Consider the following 20636-nt stretch of genomic DNA (forward strand, 5'->3'; position numbering starts at 1 on the left):
TCTTTTGTCTCACCTCGCTTGTCTAATCCCCTCACTTCCGGATCAGCCAGATTTCCGTTACCTGCGAGCCGCGTTCCCCTTCACCGCAGGTCCAGATGAACGTTACTTTTCCATCAGAAGAAGCTACTTTAGGGAGGTCGAACTCAAAAATCGGTTGCTCGCCGGTTTGAATGAAATCGTGAATAACCGAACCGTCGTCCGTCATCAGTTTCATGCGGGAACGAAACCGGCCCGTGTAGGCAATCCGCATCCGGTACGATGCTGTCGGGTCAAGCTCGTTGTATTGAATCTTTAACGGCTGGTCGTACAGCGTTTTGGCTTGTTTCATCCAGACGCGGGGCGTAATCTGCCCTTTAAACCCGGTCGCCTTGATTTCGTCCACCCACTCTTCGCCCACCAGGCCCACGCCAAACCCAATGCGCGGGGACCGCAGACTGCCGGGGTCTTTCTCCCAACTTTCGCCCGGAACCACCCGGTACCAACTTTCGGGAGCGCCAAAATGGTCGTAAAAACCACCGGGGCCGGGGTCGGTGCGGTGCAGCAGTTCGTTGATTTTTGCCACCCTTTCTTTTTCATCGGGCCGTTTCTCAATGGTTTCCAACTGGTCCATCAGCCAGGGCGAATCGTTCAGCGGAATGTCGATGTTGTCCACAAAATTGCCCCGCCCCGACATGGCTCCGTGTTTTTCCATCGTCAACTGCGCACCAATCGACTTAAACAGAGAATCGGCCAGCGCGAAGCATTTCGCCCGGTATTCGGGCCAGATGCGGTTTTTCCAGGCTTTTTCCAGAATGGCCCGGGCCTGCTGGATCGCGGGAAGGGTACCGGTTTTTTCGGCGTTTGCCAGCACATCGCGGGCCTGCTGCTCCAGTTCGGTTTCATACAACAGCCGTCGCTGGATGTACGCATCGTAGTACGCCCGAATCTGGCCCATCTGAAAGCGAGGGTTCTGCAAAACCGTGGGCGGAACCTGTTTCTCCAGCGCCTGCCACTGCCGCAGCGACTGACCGATGGCCTGATTGGTGAGCAGATTGCCGCGCCAGTTGTCTTCCAGCGAAATCAGGGCGCGGGCAACGGTTTCGGTATAATCCGGACCGATGAACAGCCGGGCAAAGTCGCGCAGGGTTTCGATCACCGGCGTTTCGGGATTCCAGTCCTGATCGCTCCAGACGAATTTATTCACGTCGTCGTTGGTGCCTTCCGAGTAGCTGATGCTGCCCACGCCGAACTCATCGAGCGCATTGTGGATGGCTTTTTCGTCGTGCGGTCGCGGGTTAATGCTCTCCCGGCCCAGCGTCATCGACCAGGCCAGATCCCAATGCGGCACGGGGTACTGCGAGCTATAATTGTGCGTAATGTCGGGGTAATGCCGAATCGGAATCGACGGTTTGACCAGTTTGCGAATCTCCTGCACCGGTATTTTCACCCACGGTCCGAACACCACGCCACCAAACCACGGATAGTCGGCATTGACGTGTTTGAAAAACGCATCGAACCAGGCCTGGGTGGGCCGGAACACCTGCGGAGAAACCCAGATTTTGGCTTTTGGGTGGTACTTCTGTAACACCTGCGCTTCTTTTGCAAGCCAGGCAAACATCACGTCGGGTTCGAGGTCGCCGGGATCACCACCCGGAACAAACACCGCGTCCAGCTTTGGCACGGCGGCAAACACTTCATGCCGTTCTTTCAATTCCCGCTGAATCGAATCGGGATGCTCGTAATCTTTCCCCATATTCGGGTACCACATCCAGACGTCCAGACCGTACTCCTGACAGATACGCGATTGTTCACCAATCATCCGGATGGCCGGTAGTTTCATGTGCCGACTCGTAAAATCGTCGTCCGTGCGTGGCGGCATGATTTCGATGCTGTTCGCGCCAAACAGGGCTAGATCGCGGATGTACTGGTCGAACTGTGCCACCGTAAAGGCATCGTACGCATTCGTTTTGGGACGATAACCGAGCTGATGCCCGCGAATCGGATACCGGGGGCTGCTGGCAATTGTGGCTTCAGTGGAAATAGTTATCTGGCCGGGTCGCATCTCGGCTTTCCGGAGTAATTGCCCCACACCGTAGAGGAGTCCCCGCGCGTCTTTCCCCACAATCCAGACCGAATTGTCATCCTGCACCAGCAGTTTGAACCCTTCGCTCTGAATGGCGGGCAGGGCGCGCAGGGCCGTCTGAATGGTGACCGGAAAGGAAGCCAGATCAGTTTCCAGTGTCAGGGCGATAACGGGTTTTCCGCTAGCCGGTAATTTCCGGGCCAGCGGTAACCGAATCCGGGTCCGTTTTTCCACTTCCTGCTGCAAGACGTCCAGACTTCGGCGCAGGCTGTTTTTGTCTTTGATCGGGCAGAAAATCTGAGCCCTGGATAAATCGATGGGACTGGAAAAGACAGAAGTTGCGGTTAAAACAAAAAAGCTGATCAGGCAAAGAAGGATGGGAGGAAATCGATACATGAAAAATGCATAGTAAGGGTTAGGAATTCGTAGCGCACGGGTTCATCATACGTACCGCCGACGCGGGGCAAACCGTCGGTATACGGGTTAGTTGATGGCGTTGACCCGCACATCATCCACGTAAAACACGGCGGGCGTTACCGGCTCGTCAGCTCCCGGTAGGGGAGGTTCCGGGTCTTCGTTGGGCGTCTTTCGATTGGGCAAATTCCGGTACGGCCCGGTTCGGATGGACAGGCGTTCGACGGACTTGACGGCTTCGGCCAGCGCGGCTTTTTCCAGGACGGTTTTTCCGTCGATCCGCAGGTCATAACTACCGTTCAAACGGGCGTTTGCGCTGATCGTCAGTTCGTACCACTGCCCGGCGCGGTAGGGTTGCAGCACTTTTTCCTGACTGCCATCGGTGGCAACAATGGCTCCTTTTTCGTCAAACCGTATCCGCACCGGACGGTTGCCGTACCGATCCGTCAGGTCAATTTCCAGCGTACCGGTGTTCTGCTGGCCGGGCCGGACTTTCAAACGGGTTTGTACACGGCTTCCTTCTTCGAAAACCCGGATGGCGCGGGCGTAATCGTACGGATCTTTGTCGGATAACTCGAGACATTTGCCGGTTCCGTTCGGGCTGTTCACCACCGTCACCGGCGCCCATTTCGGCGCGTAAATGTTCCAGTCCGTCACGGCAGCATTCAGGGTCAAACCGTCAAAATTGTCGGCCACCGGCCCTTTGACCGAATACCGGATGGGCGTCGGAATCCGGCTCACCCAGATGTCTTCCTTGTTCATGCTGTAGGAAAGCCACAGGTCGTGGCCGGGCGGGTTGCCGTTGCCTTCTTCAATACCGCGCACGTAGCAGGGGCCGAAATCCTTCCAGCGACCGAAAAAACGCCGGGGCGGCACTTCTCCCTGCACAATCAGCATATTGTCGTAGAGAATGCCATCATCGCCGGAAACGACAACCAGCGGAAACCGGTGCTCATTGTATTCGGTCGGGTTATAGCAAATGGCGTAGCGACCATCGTCTGTCCGCTGACCCCACTGCTTTCCGCCCGCCATCACAAAGCTCGGCACCTTGACCGGTTTGGAAAACGTTTGCCCGTTGTCGGATGATAACCCACTGTGCGACCATTTCCACAATGCCACCACGTTGCCGTCTTTACGGTGGTAATACGACAGGGCTTCCCGGGCTTCCTCCTTTACGCCGTAAAAACCGTCGAGTCCGCGGTCTTCATCCCACCACTGAAACGTCATGAGTTTGTCGGCCAGCAGGGCATCGCAGGCTTCGATAAAACCGGCGTCCGGGGATTTTTTATAGAATGGATAACTTGTATTGCGCTCGTTCCACTGCACACCGTTGATGGTTTTGTGGCTGGTGTAGCGGATAAAGTAAATCGGGCCGTATGAACCGTCTTTGTAGGCTTCCCGCACCACGCGCCCAATCCCGCCTTCCTTGAACGGGTCTTCGGCATGACCGTAAAACGCCAGCACGAGCAGTCGGCCGTTTGGCGCGACGTAGAAACCCATGCGCTGGTGCATCATATAGCCGTTGGAACTGTCCGGAATCGTGACGCCTGCTGGTGGTACATAAGGCGGAAAAACGACCGTTGGTTTGGACCATTGCCGTCCGTCTTTCGAGGTCGTGATCAGGGTTTGTCCCGGCGCAATGTGTTCGTCGACGGGGTTGCTGAGGTATTGCTGGTAAAAGGTGTTGTTCCAGTAGCAGAGATTAGGGGCGTGGTTGTACGTCCAGCCGTGATCGTCGGCCAATTCCGGATGCGTACGGTTTACCCGAACGGTTTGTCGGCTTTCCGTACCGATGGCGTACCGCAGGCGACCTTCGTGAACCGTCGGATCGACGGTTTCGCCACCTACGTAGCGAACCGGTTCGGCGGGGCTGCCGGTTTGGGACTGGGCGGTAAGTCCCGCCAAAAGCAAACTTAAGGTAAAGAGGGTCGGGTTTAAGAACGTCATACTATACTAGGGATACACGGGCGAAAATCGCAGGATTCGTTCCCGGATTTCGGGTCAGTCGTAGGGATAAAGCAGGTAATGGGAAAAAGCAATAATCTTCTCATAACGAAACCTTACAGCTTGATAAAGATTTTGTTCCGGTAGAGAATATACGCCGGAATGAAGTTGACGGCCACAAAAAACAGGGCGTAGACCATGCTCCCAAACCGTGGGTCGAAACCCAGACCGGTCAGGGCGGAAACACCGTATTCATTGAGCGAATGTCCGCCCAGTTTCAGGTAGTAAAAGAGGATGGAAAGCAAATCGCCCATGACGTAGACCGCAATGGCGTTTGCGCCGAAGATGATGCCCGGCCGGGTGCCTTTGGTACGCCCCAGGATATCGACCAGAAAATACACCGCCCCGAACAAAAGGGCTGCAAAACCAGACGTAATCAATACGAACGAGCTGGTCCAGAGGTTTTCGTTGCTCGGAAACGTCAGGTTCCAGAAGTAACCGGCTGTGGCCGTAAAGAGCCCCGCCGTCATCAGGTAAGCTACTTTTTCAAGCCGGGGGATGGGGCTGACCATCAGGCGTCCGGCCAGCATACCAGTGAGGCCCGAAACCACCGACGGGAAGGTGCTGAGGATGCTTTCGGGGTCCCAGGTACCCTGCCACATCCGGCCCGGCAAATACAGATTGTCGAACCAGGCCACCAGATTGGCACCCGGTTCGAGCATGACTTTGCCGTAACCCGGCGTCGGAATCTGCGTCAGGGCCAGCCAGTACACAACTAGCGTCAGCATACCGATCCAGGCTTGCTGTTTCCAGTTGGTATTCAGGAAAATAACGGAGCAGATCAGAAAGACAAAGGCAATGCGGTGAAGCGTGCCGGTCCAGCGAATGGTGGCAAAATCGAAGGTCGGCAGCAGGTTCAGGAACATGCCGACGGCGAAAATCCTGACGGAGCGGACGATGATCTTGCGGTACAATACCTTTTTCGGCGCTCCGCTTTCCAGCCGTTTCGAGTAGGCAAACACAATGGAAACACCGATGATGAACAGAAAAAATGGGGCAATCAGGTCGGTGAATGACAGGCCGTTCCACTTCGTGTGCTGCAACGGATGATACACATGGTCGCCGTCGCCGGGGAAGTTGACCAGCAGCATGGCCGCAATCGTGAAGCCCCGCAGAGCATCAAGCGAAATCAGCCGGGTTGGGCTGAATTCCAGGGAGCCGGTCGAGAAGGCTGACGGGGTCGTTGGGGCAATCATCGAAGCGGTTGTTGAAAAAGTCTTTGGAACCAGTGGTATTTTTACTACTCGATTCCGTATTATTAAGGCTACTTAACTGACCCCTCAATGCGTAACTTTTTTTGCTTTACGGCCATTCTGGCTGTTTTATTTCTGTTGAATAGTTGCAAATCTTCCGAAAACGAAGCCCGCGAAATCGCCGTTACCTGGGAACTGGTAAGCAATTTTACCGAGGTGGAACACGGCTTTGAAGCCCGCTTCAACTTGGTGAACAACAGCGATCTGGCGCTTGATGAGAAAAACTGGGCGCTGTTCTTCAATATGTCGCCCCGGCCTATTCTGGCGAACAAAACTCCGCAACCGGCTACGGTTCAGCACATCAACGGCGACTGGTACAAAATGATGCCCAACGCCGGATTTTCGCTGGCCCCCGGCCAATCCGCCGAAATCCGGTATTTGGGAACGGAAGGGGTGATCAAACTGACCGACGCGCCAATGGGCCTTTATTTTGTTTTCTACGACAAAGACGGCAAAGAGGAAAATGTGGTGGAGGTCGCCAATTACCGTGTCTTACCATTCGCGAAAAAAGAGCAGCAACTACGTGGAAAAGACGATCAGATGCCGCTCCATACGGCAGCCAAACGGTATCAGGACAATCTGGCGCTCAGTCTGGTTGGTGCCAATCAGTTGCAGAAAATCGTTCCGTCGCCGGTGAAGATGACAACGGGCACGGGTACATTAACGCTGGATAGCAAACTGCCCATTTATTACGGTGCCGGGCTGGAAAACGAAGCCCGTTTTCTAAGCAAAAAACTGAAAGACCTGACGGGGACGGAGTTTCCGGTGCAGAGCGGAACAGCCGGAAAAGGCATTGTCCTGACGACCGGCGCGGTTTCGGTCAACGGGGTGAGTAAAGAAGCGTACAAACTCGGTATCGACGCCAACGGGGTGGCCATTACGGGAAGCGATGCCGCCGGTGTGTTTTATGGCGTGCAAAGTTTGCTGGCCCTCATGCCGACCGAAGCCTATTTGAAACCGACTGCCAGCGTGGCCCTGGGTTTTGTGCAGGTGGAAGATGCGCCCCGGTTTCCGTTTCGGAGCATGCATCTGGATGTGAGCCGGAATTTCCAGACCAAGGAAACCGTGCTGCGCTGGCTCGACCTGCTGGCCGTCTACAAGATCAACCATTTTCTGTTTTATACCACTGAAGACGAAGGCTGGCGGATCGAAATTGACGGTTTGCCGGAGCTAACGAAAGTGGGTGCCCAGCGCGAACACACCGCCGGAGGCATGGCCGCCCCGGTGCTGCATCCGTCGTACGGTTCGGGACCGAAAGCCTACGACGAAGGCAAACACGGCAGCGGTTTTTATACCAAAGCCGATTTCATCGAAATCCTGAAATACGCTAACGAGCGGCACATCAAAGTGATTCCGGAACTGAATTTTCCCGGCCACGCGCGGGCGGCCATTAAGTCGATGGAAGCGCGGTACGAACGGCTGATGAAGGAAGGCAAGGAGAAGGAAGCCAACGAATACCGCCTGATCGATCCCGACGACAAATCGGTGTACCTGTCGGCGCAGGCTTACAAGGATAACGTGGTGAGCGTAGCCCGTGAATCGACGTACCATTTTTATGAAAAAGTGGTGGACGAAATTGCCAAAATGTACGCCGAGGCCGGGTTAAAGCTCGATACGTTCCACGCGGGTGGCGACGAAGTGCCCGAAGGGGTCTGGACCCAATCACCAATGGCGGCCCAGTTGCTGAAAGAAAATCCGGCCATCAAAGATCCTAAAAACTTGCAGTCGTATTTTGTTGGTAAGCTCCTGAAACGGCTCGAAAAACGCAATCTGACCATTCATGGCTGGGAGGAAGTGGCCCTGACCAAATCGCCGGAAGGCAAATACCTGCCGAATCCGGAGTTTGTGGGTAAAAAGCTGGTGCCCTACGTCTGGAATAACATCTACGACCTCGATCTGGGCAACCGACTAGCCAACGCGGGTTATCCGGTGGTACTGTGTAATGTGACAAACTTTTATTTCGACCTGGCCTACAACAACGATCCGCAGGAGCCGGGGCTGTACTGGGGCGGTTTTGTAGATGTGCGGGCCAACTGGACGTTTGCGCCCTTCGATATGTTTAAAACCACGTACCGGACCTCGATGGGCCAACCGCTGAATTTCGCCGGTTTGGAAAAAATGAAGCCGGAAGCCCGCAAAAACGTGATCGGTCTGGAATCGCAGCTCTGGTGCGAAACTGTCAAAGGGCGGGATATGATGGAGTATTATTCGCTGCCCAAACTGCTGGGTTTTGCCGAAAGTGCCTGGGCGGCCGAACGCCCCTGGGAAACCATCGAAAACCGAGACGCACGCGAAAAGGCTATTCAGGCAGGCTGGAATATTTTTGCCAATACGCTGGCCCAACGGGAGTTGCCCCGGCTGGCTACGATCAACGGCGGTTACAATTACCGGCTGCCGATGCCGGGGGTGGTTCTCGAAAACGGAACGCTGAAAGCCAACGTCGAATACCCGGGTTTGAGCATCCGCTACACCACCGACGGGTCGGAGCCAACGGCTCAGTCGGCGCTGTACACGGCTCCGGTGAAAGTGTCGGGGTCGGTTAAGCTGAAAAGTTTCGATGCGTCCGGTCGGTCGAGCCGGACGGCGGTGGTGGATGGAACGCAGCTCTAACGGATCGGTTCTGATTCGTTTAGCCGTTTAAGTACGTCGGCCAACTGGCCGGAAAGCCACCAAAACCGTTGAAACCATGAAGAACAACGCCCTGATTGTCATTCTGATTCTGCTCATATTTTTTGTTATTTCGTTTCTGACCAACATTCTGGGACCAATCATCCCGGACATTATCACGAGTTTTCAGCTCAGCATCGGGCTGGCCGGTTTTCTGCCGTTTGCCTTCTTTGTGGCCTACGGGGTCATGTCCATTCCGTCGGGGATTCTGGTCGAGAAATACCGTGAAAAACCGGTGTTGCTGGTGGCGTTTTTTCTGGCGTTTGCCGGTGCGTTGCTGTTTGCGCTGATTCCGGGTTTCTCCGTGGCCCTGCTGTCGCTGTTCCTGATCGGTTTGGGCATGGCGATGCTTCAGGTCGTGATTAATCCGTTGCTGCGGGTAGCGGGTGGCGAGGCCCAGTTTGCCTTCAATTCGGTGCTGGCCCAATTGTTTTTTGGGGCCGCTTCGTTCCTGAGTCCGCAGTTGTACAGCTATCTGGTCAGCCGTGTGCATTCGGGAAGCAACACCGGCTTGCTGGCCGTTTTTGACCAGCTCGTTCCCGAAAACCTGAAGTGGGTTTCACTGTACTGGGTTTTTGCGGTGACGGCATTGTTGATGGTGGTTATCATTTATTTTGTGCGGTTTCCGAAGGTCGAACTGAAAGACGATGAGCGGATTGATACCGAAAAAGCGTTTAAAGACCTGCTGGGCAACAAAACCGTCCTGCTGTTTTTCTGCGGAATTTTTGCCTATGTCGGTACCGAACAAGGGATTGCCAACTGGACGTCGCAGTTTCTGCAAACCTACCACGGGGTTGATCCGGCCACCACGGGTGCGTCCGTCATCGCCTATTTCTGGGGCCTGCTGACGATTGGCTGCCTGCTCGGCTTGCTGCTCCTGAAAATTTTCGACAGTCGGCGGGTGCTGATGCTGTTTGCGGCTGGGGCCATTGTGTCGCTGCTGACGGGTTTGTTTGGCCCGGTAGACGCGGCCATTTACGCTTTTCCGATGGCGGGCTTTTTTGCTTCCGTGATGTGGTCAATCATCGTTTCGCTGGCGCTGAACTCGGTGCCGCACCACCACGGTACGTTCTCCGGTATTCTGTGTACCGGTATTGCCGGGGGAGCCGTCGTGCCGCTGATCGTCGGTGGGCTGGCCGAACTGGTCGGACTACGGTTTGCGATGTTGTTTCTGTTGCTGACGCTGGGCTATATTTTCAGCATCGGCGTCTGGGCCCGGCCCCTGGTGAACAACGCGACGGTGAAAAGTTTGAAAGAGCTATTTGCGTAGGAGGGAGTTATGCACAGGGTTAATCAGAGCATACCAGAGTTTCTCTGATTTTCTCTGACGCGCTCTGATTAACCCTGTGTAACAACTTTATGTACAAAATCATCCTGCTCATCGACTTTGCGGAAGATTACAGCAAAAGCCTGTTGAAAGGCGTGACGAAATACTCGCGGGAACACGGTCCCTGGGTGTTTTGCCGGATGCCGCTGTTCTACCGCGAAACCATCGGTATTAAGGGCATTTTGCAGTGGGCGAAGGAGTGGGAAGCCGACGGTATCATTGGCCAGTTTTACAACGACAACGAGGTGTCGGAATTCATTCAGGCCGGTATTGCGGTAATTGCCCAGGACTTCAGGGAACGGTTTGACGACATCCCGAACATTACCGGCGCCTACCACGAAGCCGGGGCGATGGCGGCCGACTATTTCCTCAAAAAAGGATTTACCCAGTTCGCGTTTTACGGTTTTCGGGACATTGTCTGGTCGCGGGAGCGGTCGGAAGGGTTTGAAGCCCACATCAGAAAAGCCGGGTATACAGTCCATACGTTTGAACACACCAAGGCGCAGTCCAGCGAGTTGTGGTATTACAAACCCAGTGCGCTGAGCCAGTGGCTGCAATCGTTGCCCAAACCCATTGCCATCATGGCTTGCGACGACCGGCAGGGGCAGCACATCACGGAAGCCTGTCGGCAAACCGGCATCCGGATACCCGAAGAGGTGGCCGTGCTGGGCGTCGATAACGACGAAATGATCTGCGAACTGTCGGACCCACCGCTGTCGAGCATCGCGCTGGATGCCGAAAAAGGCGGTTATGACTCGGCCAAACTGCTCGACCACATGATCCGGACGGGAGCCACTAATTTTTACGACATTGTGGTCAAACCCATGCAGATCGTGACGCGCCATTCGACCGATATTTACGCGACCGACGATGATTACATCGCGTCTTCGCTGAAGTATATTCACCAGAATATCGATAAAAACCTACAGGTGGACGAAGTGGTCAGACAGGTGCCCATGTCGAGACGCGCCCTGGAAAAACGATTTTTGACCATTACCGGCTATCCGATTTACAAGTATATCTTTAACCTGCGCATCGAAAAATTCACGCAGAAGCTGCTCGAAACGGACATGACGGTGTTTGAAATCGCCCTCGATATGGGGCTGACAGACAGTAAGAACATCGCCCGGCAGTTCCGGCAGGTGAAGGGCTGTACGCCGATTGAATTTCGAAATAAATACCTGGCGGGCAAGTAGAGTCTGAAGAGTTATATCGCAGAGTTTCGCGGAGCTTATTAGCGTTAAGCGGAGCCTGTGATAAGCTCTGATTGGCTCTGATAACCCTGTGTAACAACCTTTTAAAAACGACCCAACCATGAAAACCCTGATCACCCTCCTTCTCTTCATCACTATCTGGACCACAGAAAAGACCCCGTCGGACTGGATCTGGCTGTTTAACGGCACAACGACCGATCAGTGGGTGAGCGCCAAATCCGATCAGTTTCCGAAGGAAGGATGGGCCGTTGAAAACAAGGTGCTCATTACCAACAAAGGAGGCAAGCGGGGCGGTGACCTTCTTTCCCGCCGGAAATTTGCCAACTTCGATTTACGGTTTGAATTTAAACTGACGCCCGGCGCCAATACGGGCTTGAAGTATTTCGTCAAAAAATACCCGGACGGGGCCCTGCTGGGGTGTGAATACCAGCTTATTGATGATATGGGCAACAAAGATATTGCCGCCGACAAGGACGACAAACGCCGAACCGCCGGACTTTATGAGTTGTTTGCGCCCTCGCAACGGAAGCTGAAACCGATCGGACAGTGGAACGAAGGCCGGATTGTGGTGAACGGAACGCACGTTGAACACTGGCTGAACGGCACAAAAGTTCTGGAATACGAACGCGGTGACGCCCGGTTTATGGCCGCTAAAGCCCAAAGCAAATTCAAAGCCGTGGACGATTTCGGCACGATCAAAGAAGGCCATCTGCTGTTGCAGGACCACGGCGACGAAGCCGCTTTTCGCAACATCCGGATTCGGGCGTTATAACCCGTTCTTACTGCTTCAGGAGCCAGATATCCGAAATCTTTGAACGTTGCCGCCAGTTCAGGTGCGATTCTTCCGGTTGGTCGAAGCTCACGGAAATCTGGCCATCCTGCGTGAGCGAGAGCGGCACAATCCACTCTTTGAATGTTTCCAGGTCTTTGTGGTAAACCGTCGGATGCAGACGTTTGCCATCAACCCGCAGCAGCGCATCGCCAGCCCCCGCCACCCGGATGACATAGCGAGCGCCGGGGTCGAGGTTGCTGTAGTCCAGCGCCGGACTAGCCTGGAATGTCTGGGTAGAAAGTCGGGTGCGGCTCAGGCCGTTGTCCCACCAGGCGATGTCGGTGGCATCGTCCGAAATCGTTTTGACGCGCGGACTTTTGCTGCCGCTCGATACGTCGTCGTAGTAACTGCCGATGCCGGGGGATTCCCAGTTGGCAATCACATGGATGCGGGCGAGTTGTTCGGCGGGTGTTTTCAAGGCCAGGATTTTCTGGCATTCGTCGGCCAGCCACCAGCGGTTATTGAGCGGATAATCCACAAAATCGAGCAGACAGCCCCGTTCCGGCCCCTTCGCCTTGTATTTCGGAACACTGGTTTGCAGGCCAATGGAAGCAAACAAATCCGCGCACAGCGTTTCTATTTTCTGCCGTAATTCGGGCGCAATGGGCTCCGTATCGGCACGGTTCACGGTTGCGAGTGCCTGATCAAGCGTTTTAGACAGATCGGTTTCGGTTGCCCGGGTCAGGATCGCATTGGCTGTTTTTTCAAGCCCTTCTTCGTAGAGCAACCGCCGACGGGTGTAGGTATCGTAGTTGGCGCGCAGGAGCAGCATCTGCCAGCGCCAGTTGGTTTTCAATTCGGGATGAGCCGTTTCCAGATTTTTCCAGAACGCAAACGTGGCTTCCACACCGCCGTTCTGGGCCAGCGGCCCCTGCCAGTTGTTTTCCAGTGCCAGAATACCGTCGGCGGCCTGGTTTGCCAGTTGCCAGCCAAAGAAAAACCGGCTGTATTCGGCCAGAATTTCGTTTACATTCTTGTCCGGGTTCCAGCCCCGCATACTCCAGATGACTTTGTTGATATCATCGTGACACCCATCGGAATACGACACAAAACCGTCGGTGAAGGGCGCGTATTTGCCGTGAATCCGGGCGAAGAAAAACGGGCGGGGGTTGATGGCTTCGCGGCCCAGCGTCAGGGCATACGCCTGATCCCAGCGCTCAACCGGAAATTCGCAGCGGACGTTGTGCGTCAGGTCCGGGTATTGGCGGTGCCGGTATTTTTTGGGCAGTCGGTAGCGGGTTTCGGCCATTGGCGGGCTGCTCGGTCCCGATACCAGCCCCTGCAACCAGTCGGGCTGGTTTTGCGCAAGGTACTTGTAAAAGTAATCAATCTGTTCGGTGTTAAAGCCTTGCAGGGAGATCCAGATTTTCGCTTTCGGATGGTACTGGATTAGTTTACCGTGCAGGTCTTTCAGGAACGCCATCACCTCGCGCGGGTGGTTATGGCCGGGATCACCGCCGGGGAAAAAAATGTGGTCGAGCCGTGGGCAGGCGCGGTAAAAGGCTTCGTGTCTTTCAATTTCGGCCTTCCGTTTTACGCCGTCGGTCAGGTCGAATGTGGCCGGGGTCCAGACCCAGTAGTCCATGTCGTACTTCTGACACAGTTCACTCATGCGTATCTGCATTTCTTTCGGCGGTATTGGAAACAGGGCGCTCGGTATTTCGCCTTCGTGGAAGGGGATGCCTTCAATGGCGTTGGTGCCGAAAATGGCGAGGTCGCGGTAATACTGCTCAAACTGGGCTATGGTCCAGGCATCGTAGGAGTTGGCTGTAGTGCGGTAGCCCAACTGGTGCCCACGAATCGGGTAAGCGGGCGCACTGGCCACATCGACCGGTCCGGCCAGTTCCAGCCGTTTGGCATCCATTTTCAGATTCCGCAGCAACCAGCCAGACCCGAACAGAATGCCCCGGGCGTCGGACCCCAGAATCCAGAGCGTATTACCTTCGCTAACCACCCGGAAGCCTTCCGGTTTCTGCTCCGCCAGTTCGGTGCCGGTTCGGTTCGGAACGGCTTTTCCGGCCACTTCTTTTTCGGAAGACAGGGCCAGTGCAATGGTTATGCTCCGGCTGCCGGGCCAGTTCTGCACCTGTTTCAGAGTGGTATTGGTGCGTTTTGCAATTTCTTCCGTCAGCATCTGGGGGGCCGTGGTCCGCATGGGAGCAGGAACGGACGGCGAAACCAGAATAGCCGCATTTTTCAGGTTGATGGGCTGGGCAATAAGCTCAAAAGCAGTAAGCAGGAAAAGGAAAAGGGGGTAGACTTTCATTTGGAGTTCGTAAAAATAGCTTATGACACGGGGCGAATCGCCGTTTTCTGTGCCGGATTCGAATTAACCGACGGTCGGCCCCGGCTGTATGACAACCCGTTGAATCTTCCGGATGGCTTCGGCGAAGGCTTGCATGTCTTCGCGGCTGCCCAACATGGCGTGCTGAAAAATCCAGACGGCTTCGTCGCGACAGGCTCGCTCGGCCACGGGACAACTCACCGCCGAATAATCCACCGATTCGGGAATGGCATAACACATGAAATTTTTGTTTTGAAACAGCGGCTGTTTGTACAGCGGATGCGGATACCCCGTCGAACAAGGCACACCCTCAGCCGCCAGCCGGGCCACAAAATCCTGGCGGGAAAGCCCTCCAAACGCCGACGGATCGTATTTAAAAATATACAGATGGTAACAGTGCCGGTTTTCTTCAGAACCCCGGCTCAGGGGCGTAATACCGTCGATTTTGGTAAGCAATTCATTGAGGTACAACCCGTTGGTGTTGCGCAGAATCGTCTGTTCTTCCAAGCGTTTGAGCTGCTGCGATAGCAGCACGGCCTGCATCTGGGTGATGCGGTAATTGCAGCCGGGGTTAAAATGGTCGTACCACTGGTGGCCTTCCATCCGGCCCACGTTGCGCAGCGACGCCATCATGCGGTACAGACTTTCGTCGTTGGTGACCACAATACCGCCTTCGCCACTGGTCAGGTTTTTGGACGACTGAAAACTGAAGCTGCCCACATCGCCGATGGAGCCGAGTTTACGGCCTTTGTACTCGGCACCGTGGGCGTGGGCCGCGTCTTCGATGACTTTTAAGTTGTTACGGCGGGCAATGTCCATGATAGCGTCCATGTCGCAGGCCAGACCGGCAAAATGAACGGGAATAATCGCTCTGGTTCGTTCCGTAATGGCCGCTTCGATAGCTTTCGGATCGAGGTTATACGTATCGGGGTCGATGTCCACAAAAACCGGTACGCAGTTGACCTCGAGCACTGTCGAAGCCGTTGCGATAAACGTGTACGGCGGAACGATTACTTCGTCGCCGGGCCGCACTCCGCAGGCCATCAGCGCCAGCCGGAGCGACACCGAACCGTTGACGCAGGTGACGGCGTATTTTGTGCCGCAGTAAGCTGCAAACGCTTGTTCGAATGCCTCCACCGAATCACCACAATCCGGATTACCCCAACGACCGCTTCGAACGATTTCGGCCACGGCCTGCACGTCGGTTTCGTCAAAGAGGGGCCAGGGGAACGTCGTTTGGACGGCTTTTTTGCCACCGTCAAAGGCCAGGGTTGTCGTCTTTTCCATAGGGTCGGTACTCATTCTAAAATACGCGGCTCACCGGGTTTCGGGCTATGGTTACTGAATATATTTTTAGAGAAATAGCCTGTTTGGCGGGGGATGACGTATTACCGCAAACCCTTATCCGAATTAAAATGAATGCAAAAGCACTTTCTTATAGCCTGCTCGTTGCGGGGCTGTCGATGGGCACGGCCTGGGCTATTCGCGGTCAGTTTGGGCATGAGCATGGCGCGGCCTGGGCGGGTGGTATTGGTGCGCTGAGTGTTCTGCTGGTGGCCAAGCGCGCCGACTGGTACGCCCGGATGTTTCAGGTGGCACTGGCAGGAGCCGTCGGCTGGGGCATTGGCGGCATCATGAGCTACGGTGTGGTGGTGGGCTACGGTCGCGGGACTGATTTTGTGAATGTGTATTACGGCCTGATGATGCTGTTCGTGATCGGCGGTCTGTACGGTTTTATCGGGGGCGGTCTGTTTGGTCTGGCCCTGGCCGATTCCTCCCAAAAACCCGTCCGCTGGCATCAAATTCTGGTAGAAATGCTGGCCGGGGCCGTTGTTATCTACTTTCTATTCATCGAGCAATGGGGCTGGCTCATGACTCCGCCCCGCTCGGAAATGTGGGCGGCCTGTCTGGGTATGGCATTGGCCCTGACCTGGTTTATGTACCGGACCGAACAGTATTCCGCTCTACGGGTAGCGGTTTTTGCCGGGCTCGGTGGGGGCTTCGGTTTTGCATTCGGGAATTTCCTGCAAGTGATGGGGAATGTGTCCGGCATTTCGTTTAATTTCTGGAACGTGATGGAATACTCGCTGGGATTTTTTGGGGGCGCCGGAATGGCCTACGGAACCTTTACGTCCTCCTGGGAACCGGTTGAAGATCGCTCTCCCAAACGGGGCATCTGGTTCCCACTGCTTATGGTAGCACTGGTGATTCCGCTGGTGGTCTGGGAGCAAAGCTTTGGGCTGAAACGTGTGATAGACAAGTACGACAAAGTGGGCGCCGGCGATGATTTGGGCCTGATCTGGAGTGTTCGGCTGGGGGCACTGGCCGCTGTGCTGGCCACGGGCGGAGTCTGGTTTATCCGGTATTACTGGAATAAAACCACCGAATGGGTACGCTACGAATACAACGAAGTTCGGACGTTTTTTCTGGTTCACCTGGGGTTGTATACCGCCTTAAGCTTGCTCATTACCGGGGCCATCATCAGCACCCATCGAATCGAGCAGTATCTCTATCTGGTCAATCTGGTGGTTATTGCGCTCCTGATGGGTCGGACAAAACCGGATTTTTCGCAGCGTGGACTGTATGCGGGGCGGTGGGCGATGGGGGTTGCGCTGGTACTGATTTTCATGGCGCTGATTACGCTGGTGGCCATCAACAGCCACGGCGAACTGGGGGGCATGAACAGGCGGTTTGAGTAAGGGGTGGAGTGCCCACCCCTTTTGGTCAGCTTACCAGGATATTCCGGCAGAAATTGACGCATTTTTTGACTTCAGCCACCGAATTGGAACCCGCGGGTATCTGGTATTCCAGCTCCACCGTTGCCGGAAATTTATACTTCTGATCGCGCATCAGCTTCAGAACCTGCGTTAACGGCGTATCGCCCTGTCCCCACGGCAGGTTGCCTTTGCCATGTTCGGCGGTTTGACGGTCTTTGATGTGCATGCTGGCAATGCGGTTGTGCTTTTGTTTGATAAGCACCAGCGGGTCCGGATTACCGGCGGCCACATAATGCCCCAGGTCAAAGTTAAGCGCGTTGGCTGGTGATTGCGCGAGGGCCGTATCCCAGAAGGTCGGTGTTTGCTGCTCATGGCCGTGGTATCCCACACGAAGACCGTGTTTTTGGGCCATCTGGCCGAGCTTGAGCGTGTGCGCATCATTGGCCGGGTGTTCGAGTGTTACCTGGTTGGCACCCAGCAATTTGGCCGCCCGCATCCCGTAATCAATTTCGGCGTCCGAGCTTTGCAGACCGAAGGTAGAGGGCTTGAAGCCGTAAATCTGCACCCCGGCCTGATTGAACATTTTGCGGACCTGCTCAAACTTGTTCATCGGGGCCGAAAGCCGCCATTTGGCCAGTTCCTGCTGATACGCCTTCCGTTGCGCTTCAAACTCTGTCAGGGTCTTCTGCTCATCGTCCGTCAGGGTCTGGTTCTCGCGTCGCTTGCGCATGAGTGGCCCGATGGCCCGCATATCAACCTTGCTTTTTGGCGCACCCGCAAATGTTTCGGCCGGATCGCCCATCAGTTCGATGGCGCTCACCCCGCTGTCCAAGACATATTGTAAGGTGGCTTCGGCGCTCTGGTCGGGCATTTCCCGGAACGAATAGGTAATGAGGCCGATCTGCACCCCGTCGATCAGCGAATTGGGTTTGTCGCCCAGCGTACGGATCAGGGCCGGAGCGCCAAAAACCGGACTTTTGCTAAGTACCAGACCCGAAATCAGGGCCGTTGTGGCACCTAGAAACCGGCGCCGGGTTTGGTTGTTTTCCATGAATTTACCTTGGTTGGGTGATTGAGAATAGTCGGTAACGGTTGGTGGCAGCGCAAACACGGGTTGCCTCCAATAAAGGTAGCAGAATTTTTGAATCGGTTCACGTTCGGAACACAACGGGTCGTGCCTGCTTATGGTGCCCAGGATTGTTCCGGATGGGTTAGGCACTGAAAAAATAATCGACAAATTTAGTTGCGCACCGCCTGGCTTACCCGCTCTACATAATCCGTCTGGATCACATCCACACCCATTTGGGCGGCTTTTCGGTAGTGTTCCGGTGTTTCAAAAAAGCCCAGCGCGTCGGAAAACACCCGAATACCGTGGGCGTGAATCTGCCCGACGAGTTCGGCTGTCAGCGACGTCCAGCGCACATCAAAGGCATACGGCTGCAATTGCTGAATCTTGGCGGGTAGCTCATCCGCGCTCCGCAGCGAAGGCATGACTTTCGCCCTGGGAAACACCTGTTTCAGCGACAATAGAAACCCATCCGAACCGTAAAAAACGGCATCGGCCAGCAGACCAAGTTCGGCCAGTTCATCGACCAGCGGCTGAGGCTGCACGGCTTTACAATCGACGTATAAACTGACCTTCCGGGCACTCGTCTGATTCCAGTTGCGCAGGAGCTGTCCTACTTCTTTCAGCGTCGGAATCCGCTCATCCTTGAATTTCTCACCGAAGCCTTTTCCGGCGGAAAGTTGCTTCACCTCGGCCAATGTCTGGTTTTCCACCGGCCCCGAACCGTTCGTGGTACGGTCGAGTTTGCCGTCGTGCAGAATCACCAACTGTCCGTCTTTGGTGGTCCGAACGTCGATTTCGATGTAACGGATCGGCATGGTCAACACCGCCCGGAACGTCGCCAGCGTGTTTTCCGGAGCCACCAGAGACGAACCCCGGTGGGCGGAAAGGACGGGCTGGGCGGCAGCCTGAAACTGGAAAACCGCCCAGCCTAAAAGCAGGAAAGGAAGCCGTACTGACTTCATTTTTTAATGGTTAGCGAGTCCTGAACCTTGCCATCCTTGTCGTAAACCGTATAGATCAGCGTTTTTCCATCCATTTTCAGATGCTGGTAAAAAGGGCCGTCGTTATACCGAACCTGCGCGTAAGGTTCATCGGGCCACTCTTCGTGGTGGCTCGGAATACCGATGGAAATGGTGTAAATCGTGCCCTTGGACGGGGACGCAACCGGTTTTCCGGCAAACATGGGCCTGGTGCGGAGGTAATAATGAACGTGACCGCTCATGACCATATCAACGTGATACTGATCGAAGAGACTGCCCCATTCCCGGCGAATGTCGGCGTAATCTTCCTCAAAGTTGTAGGGCGGAAAATGAAAGAACGCAAACTTCCAGTCGGCTTTGGAGTTGGCGAGCTGCTCTTTAATCCAGGCGGTTTGCGCTTCAATGGGCGAGGTCGCGTCGATCATCAGGAAAAGTGCGTTCTGATACGTAAATGCGTAGGTTTGCTCGGTCGGAACGTCTGCCGATTTGGGGCCGTTTTTCGGTAGACTGAACATTTCCTGATACATCCACGCGCCCAGACCATCCTGGCTGTCGTGGTTGCCGGGAATGGGCATCAGCGGTTTCTGGCTGAAAATACCGCCTGAATGCTGCCAGAGCTGGTCCCATTCATCGCGGTGTAAACCCGTGCTGACCAGATCGCCCGCGATGGAATAAAAGGCAATTTCGGGGTGGCGGCTGAGGGTCTGCCGGGCCATTGCGCCCCAGTCCGGCGATTTGTGGGTGTCGCCAAACCAGATAAACGAAAAGCCTTCGGGAGCGGATGACTGGGTTTTAAACGTTGCGGGTTTCGACCAGCTTCCGGTTTTGGAGCCAACCCGGTACGCATACATACTCCCGGGCTTAAGTCCGGAAAGCTGGGCCGTAAACCGGTTTACATACCGATCGTTCTGCAACAGCCGGTCTTCCAATTTAAATGCCGTAGCCGGGGCCGACAGCGTATCCGTCGTGCCCAGGGGCCAGTACTGCACCAAACCGTCCGAAACTGTTGCGGCTGCCCGCCATTGAATATCCTGCGTTGTGGCCGGGTTACCGCTCCACGTTTGCAGAATTTGGTCGGGCTGGCTCGAAGCGGGGGTACTGGTTGTGCGGAATGCACCGATCAGATGGGCTTCCCGCGCCCGGCCCCGGATGGTCTGAAACAGGGTTTGTCCGCGCAGCGATTCCGGTATTTCGGTTAGGGTGAGATCGCTCCAGTCGTGGTACGTGAACGCGCCCAATCGCATGGTATCGAGGGTTTGATGAGCCGGATACACGTTGCTGATCGTTACCTTGTCGCCGGGTTTCTGAGCGCCGACGCTGATGAAATAAACGGGCCGGTGTTTGTCAAAACCGTTGATACCCAGTTCCACTTTTCCGGCGTCGAACGGTTTTTGCCAGACTTCGTAGGTAAATTCTTCGTTCCTGACAAGCAGATCGGTCTTTTTAAAGCCGCTGCTTTCCAGCCAGAATGGCAGAGTTTTCTGATCCTGATGCCGCATCAGCGAAACCGTTACCGGCTTATCGACATTGAACGTTACATACTGCGTAGCCAGGACGTTCTTCTCCGGTTCGGACAGAAACTGAAGGACATACGGCTGGCTGATCGTGTCGAGCTGCTCGGGTTTGAGCGTTTCGTAAAGCCGGGTAACGGCTCCGTCCATGACGGCTTTGACGGATTGGGTGTCGGGTTGTGATTCGTGTTGGCAGGCAAGAAATAAACCGGAAGAAAGAAAAAACAGGGGTAGTTTAAGCGTGTACTTCATCAGTGGGTATTGGGTGTTCAGGTCGCCCCAATCCGGTCGGACTGGGGCAA

13 protein-coding genes are annotated in these 20636 nt (G+C 55.1%); 5 read left to right on the forward strand and 8 right to left on the reverse strand.

Features of this window, described 5'->3' with window-relative positions:
• Positions 1–31: 31 nt before the first annotated feature.
• The 3 genes from LX87_RS07145 to LX87_RS07155 all read right to left on the reverse strand — a co-directional run bounded on the left by LX87_RS07145 (position 32) and on the right by LX87_RS07155 (position 5676).
• Complete coding sequence (locus tag LX87_RS07145) at positions 32–2458, reverse strand: hypothetical protein (RefSeq protein ID WP_229310577.1); 2427 nt, start codon at positions 2456–2458, stop codon at positions 32–34.
• An 87-nt stretch (positions 2459–2545) separates the two neighbouring features.
• Positions 2546–4423, reverse strand: a complete 1878-nt coding sequence (locus LX87_RS07150) for an exo-alpha-sialidase (RefSeq protein ID WP_229310578.1) — start codon at positions 4421–4423, stop codon at positions 2546–2548.
• Between the two features lie 113 nt (positions 4424–4536).
• Complete coding sequence (locus LX87_RS07155; protein WP_111627542.1) at positions 4537–5676, reverse strand: acyltransferase family protein; 1140 nt, start codon at positions 5674–5676, stop codon at positions 4537–4539.
• 87 nt (positions 5677–5763) lie between these two features.
• Between LX87_RS07155 and LX87_RS07160 the strand changes: the two genes are divergently transcribed.
• The 4 genes from LX87_RS07160 to LX87_RS07175 all read left to right on the forward strand — a co-directional run bounded on the left by LX87_RS07160 (position 5764) and on the right by LX87_RS07175 (position 11713).
• A complete protein-coding gene (locus LX87_RS07160) occupies positions 5764–8343 on the forward strand; it encodes a family 20 glycosylhydrolase (protein ID WP_111627543.1) in 2580 nt (859 codons plus the stop codon).
• A gap of 76 nt (positions 8344–8419) precedes the next feature.
• The gene (locus LX87_RS07165) at positions 8420–9670 is read left to right on the forward strand and encodes an MFS transporter (protein WP_111627544.1); all 1251 of its coding nucleotides are present in this window, start codon (positions 8420–8422) and stop codon (positions 9668–9670) included.
• 89 nt (positions 9671–9759) lie between these two features.
• Entirely contained in the window at positions 9760–10923 is a 1164-nt protein-coding gene (locus tag LX87_RS07170) for an AraC family transcriptional regulator (RefSeq protein ID WP_111627545.1), read from the forward strand.
• A gap of 118 nt (positions 10924–11041) precedes the next feature.
• Positions 11042–11713, forward strand: coding sequence for a 3-keto-disaccharide hydrolase (locus LX87_RS07175; RefSeq protein ID WP_111627546.1), 672 nt, complete (start codon positions 11042–11044; stop codon positions 11711–11713).
• A gap of 7 nt (positions 11714–11720) precedes the next feature.
• Here the strand turns inward: LX87_RS07175 and LX87_RS07180 are convergent, their stop codons facing one another.
• Together LX87_RS07180 and LX87_RS07185 are read right to left on the reverse strand one after the other, a co-directional pair.
• Positions 11721–14039: a hypothetical protein gene (locus LX87_RS07180; RefSeq protein WP_111627547.1), complete on the reverse strand. Its 2319-nt coding sequence runs from the start codon at positions 14037–14039 to the stop codon at positions 11721–11723.
• Between the two features lie 63 nt (positions 14040–14102).
• Positions 14103–15344 carry a DegT/DnrJ/EryC1/StrS family aminotransferase gene (locus tag LX87_RS07185; RefSeq protein ID WP_111628314.1) on the reverse strand — a complete coding sequence of 414 codons (1242 nt, stop codon included), beginning with the start codon at positions 15342–15344 and terminating at the stop codon, positions 14103–14105.
• Positions 15345–15472: 128 nt separating this feature from the next.
• Between LX87_RS07185 and LX87_RS07190 the strand changes: the two genes are divergently transcribed.
• Positions 15473–16756 carry a hypothetical protein gene (locus tag LX87_RS07190; protein ID WP_111627548.1) on the forward strand — a complete coding sequence of 428 codons (1284 nt, stop codon included), beginning with the start codon at positions 15473–15475 and terminating at the stop codon, positions 16754–16756.
• Between the two features lie 25 nt (positions 16757–16781).
• Here the strand turns inward: LX87_RS07190 and LX87_RS07195 are convergent, their stop codons facing one another.
• The 3 genes from LX87_RS07195 to LX87_RS07205 form a co-directional block, all read right to left on the reverse strand.
• Positions 16782–17825, reverse strand: a complete 1044-nt coding sequence (locus LX87_RS07195) for a sugar phosphate isomerase/epimerase family protein (RefSeq protein WP_111628315.1) — start codon at positions 17823–17825, stop codon at positions 16782–16784.
• A 188-nt stretch (positions 17826–18013) separates the two neighbouring features.
• Positions 18014–18805, reverse strand: coding sequence for a glycerophosphodiester phosphodiesterase (locus tag LX87_RS07200; protein WP_111627549.1), 792 nt, complete (start codon positions 18803–18805; stop codon positions 18014–18016).
• On the reverse strand, positions 18802–20586 hold the full coding sequence (locus LX87_RS07205) for a purple acid phosphatase family protein (protein ID WP_111627550.1): 1785 nt from the start codon (positions 20584–20586) through the stop codon (positions 18802–18804). The genes LX87_RS07200 and LX87_RS07205 overlap by 4 nt, the downstream gene beginning before the upstream one ends.
• Positions 20587–20636 lie beyond the last annotated feature (50 nt).

The sequence above is a fragment of the Larkinella arboricola genome (assembly GCF_003259745.1).
GTDB lineage: Bacteria > Bacteroidota > Bacteroidia > Cytophagales > Spirosomataceae > Larkinella > Larkinella arboricola.

Coding starts and splice junctions, on each gene's coding strand:
- LX87_RS07165 (WP_111627544.1), top strand. CDS start 8,420: ATGAAGAACAACGCCCTGATTGTCATTCTGATTCTGCTCATATTTTTT.
- LX87_RS07190 (WP_111627548.1), top strand. CDS start 15,473: ATGAATGCAAAAGCACTTTCTTATAGCCTGCTCGTTGCGGGGCTGTCG.
- LX87_RS07180 (WP_111627547.1), bottom strand. CDS start 14,039: ATGAAAGTCTACCCCCTTTTCCTTTTCCTGCTTACTGCTTTTGAGCTT.
- LX87_RS07175 (WP_111627546.1), top strand. CDS start 11,042: ATGAAAACCCTGATCACCCTCCTTCTCTTCATCACTATCTGGACCACA.
- LX87_RS07155 (WP_111627542.1), bottom strand. CDS start 5,676: ATGATTGCCCCAACGACCCCGTCAGCCTTCTCGACCGGCTCCCTGGAA.
- LX87_RS07160 (WP_111627543.1), top strand. CDS start 5,764: ATGCGTAACTTTTTTTGCTTTACGGCCATTCTGGCTGTTTTATTTCTG.
- LX87_RS07205 (WP_111627550.1), bottom strand. CDS start 20,586: ATGAAGTACACGCTTAAACTACCCCTGTTTTTTCTTTCTTCCGGTTTA.
- LX87_RS07200 (WP_111627549.1), bottom strand. CDS start 18,805: ATGAAGTCAGTACGGCTTCCTTTCCTGCTTTTAGGCTGGGCGGTTTTC.
- LX87_RS07185 (WP_111628314.1), bottom strand. CDS start 15,344: ATGGAAAAGACGACAACCCTGGCCTTTGACGGTGGCAAAAAAGCCGTC.
- LX87_RS07145 (WP_229310577.1), bottom strand. CDS start 2,458: ATGTATCGATTTCCTCCCATCCTTCTTTGCCTGATCAGCTTTTTTGTT.
- LX87_RS07170 (WP_111627545.1), top strand. CDS start 9,760: ATGTACAAAATCATCCTGCTCATCGACTTTGCGGAAGATTACAGCAAA.
- LX87_RS07150 (WP_229310578.1), bottom strand. CDS start 4,423: ATGACGTTCTTAAACCCGACCCTCTTTACCTTAAGTTTGCTTTTGGCG.
- LX87_RS07195 (WP_111628315.1), bottom strand. CDS start 17,825: ATGGAAAACAACCAAACCCGGCGCCGGTTTCTAGGTGCCACAACGGCC.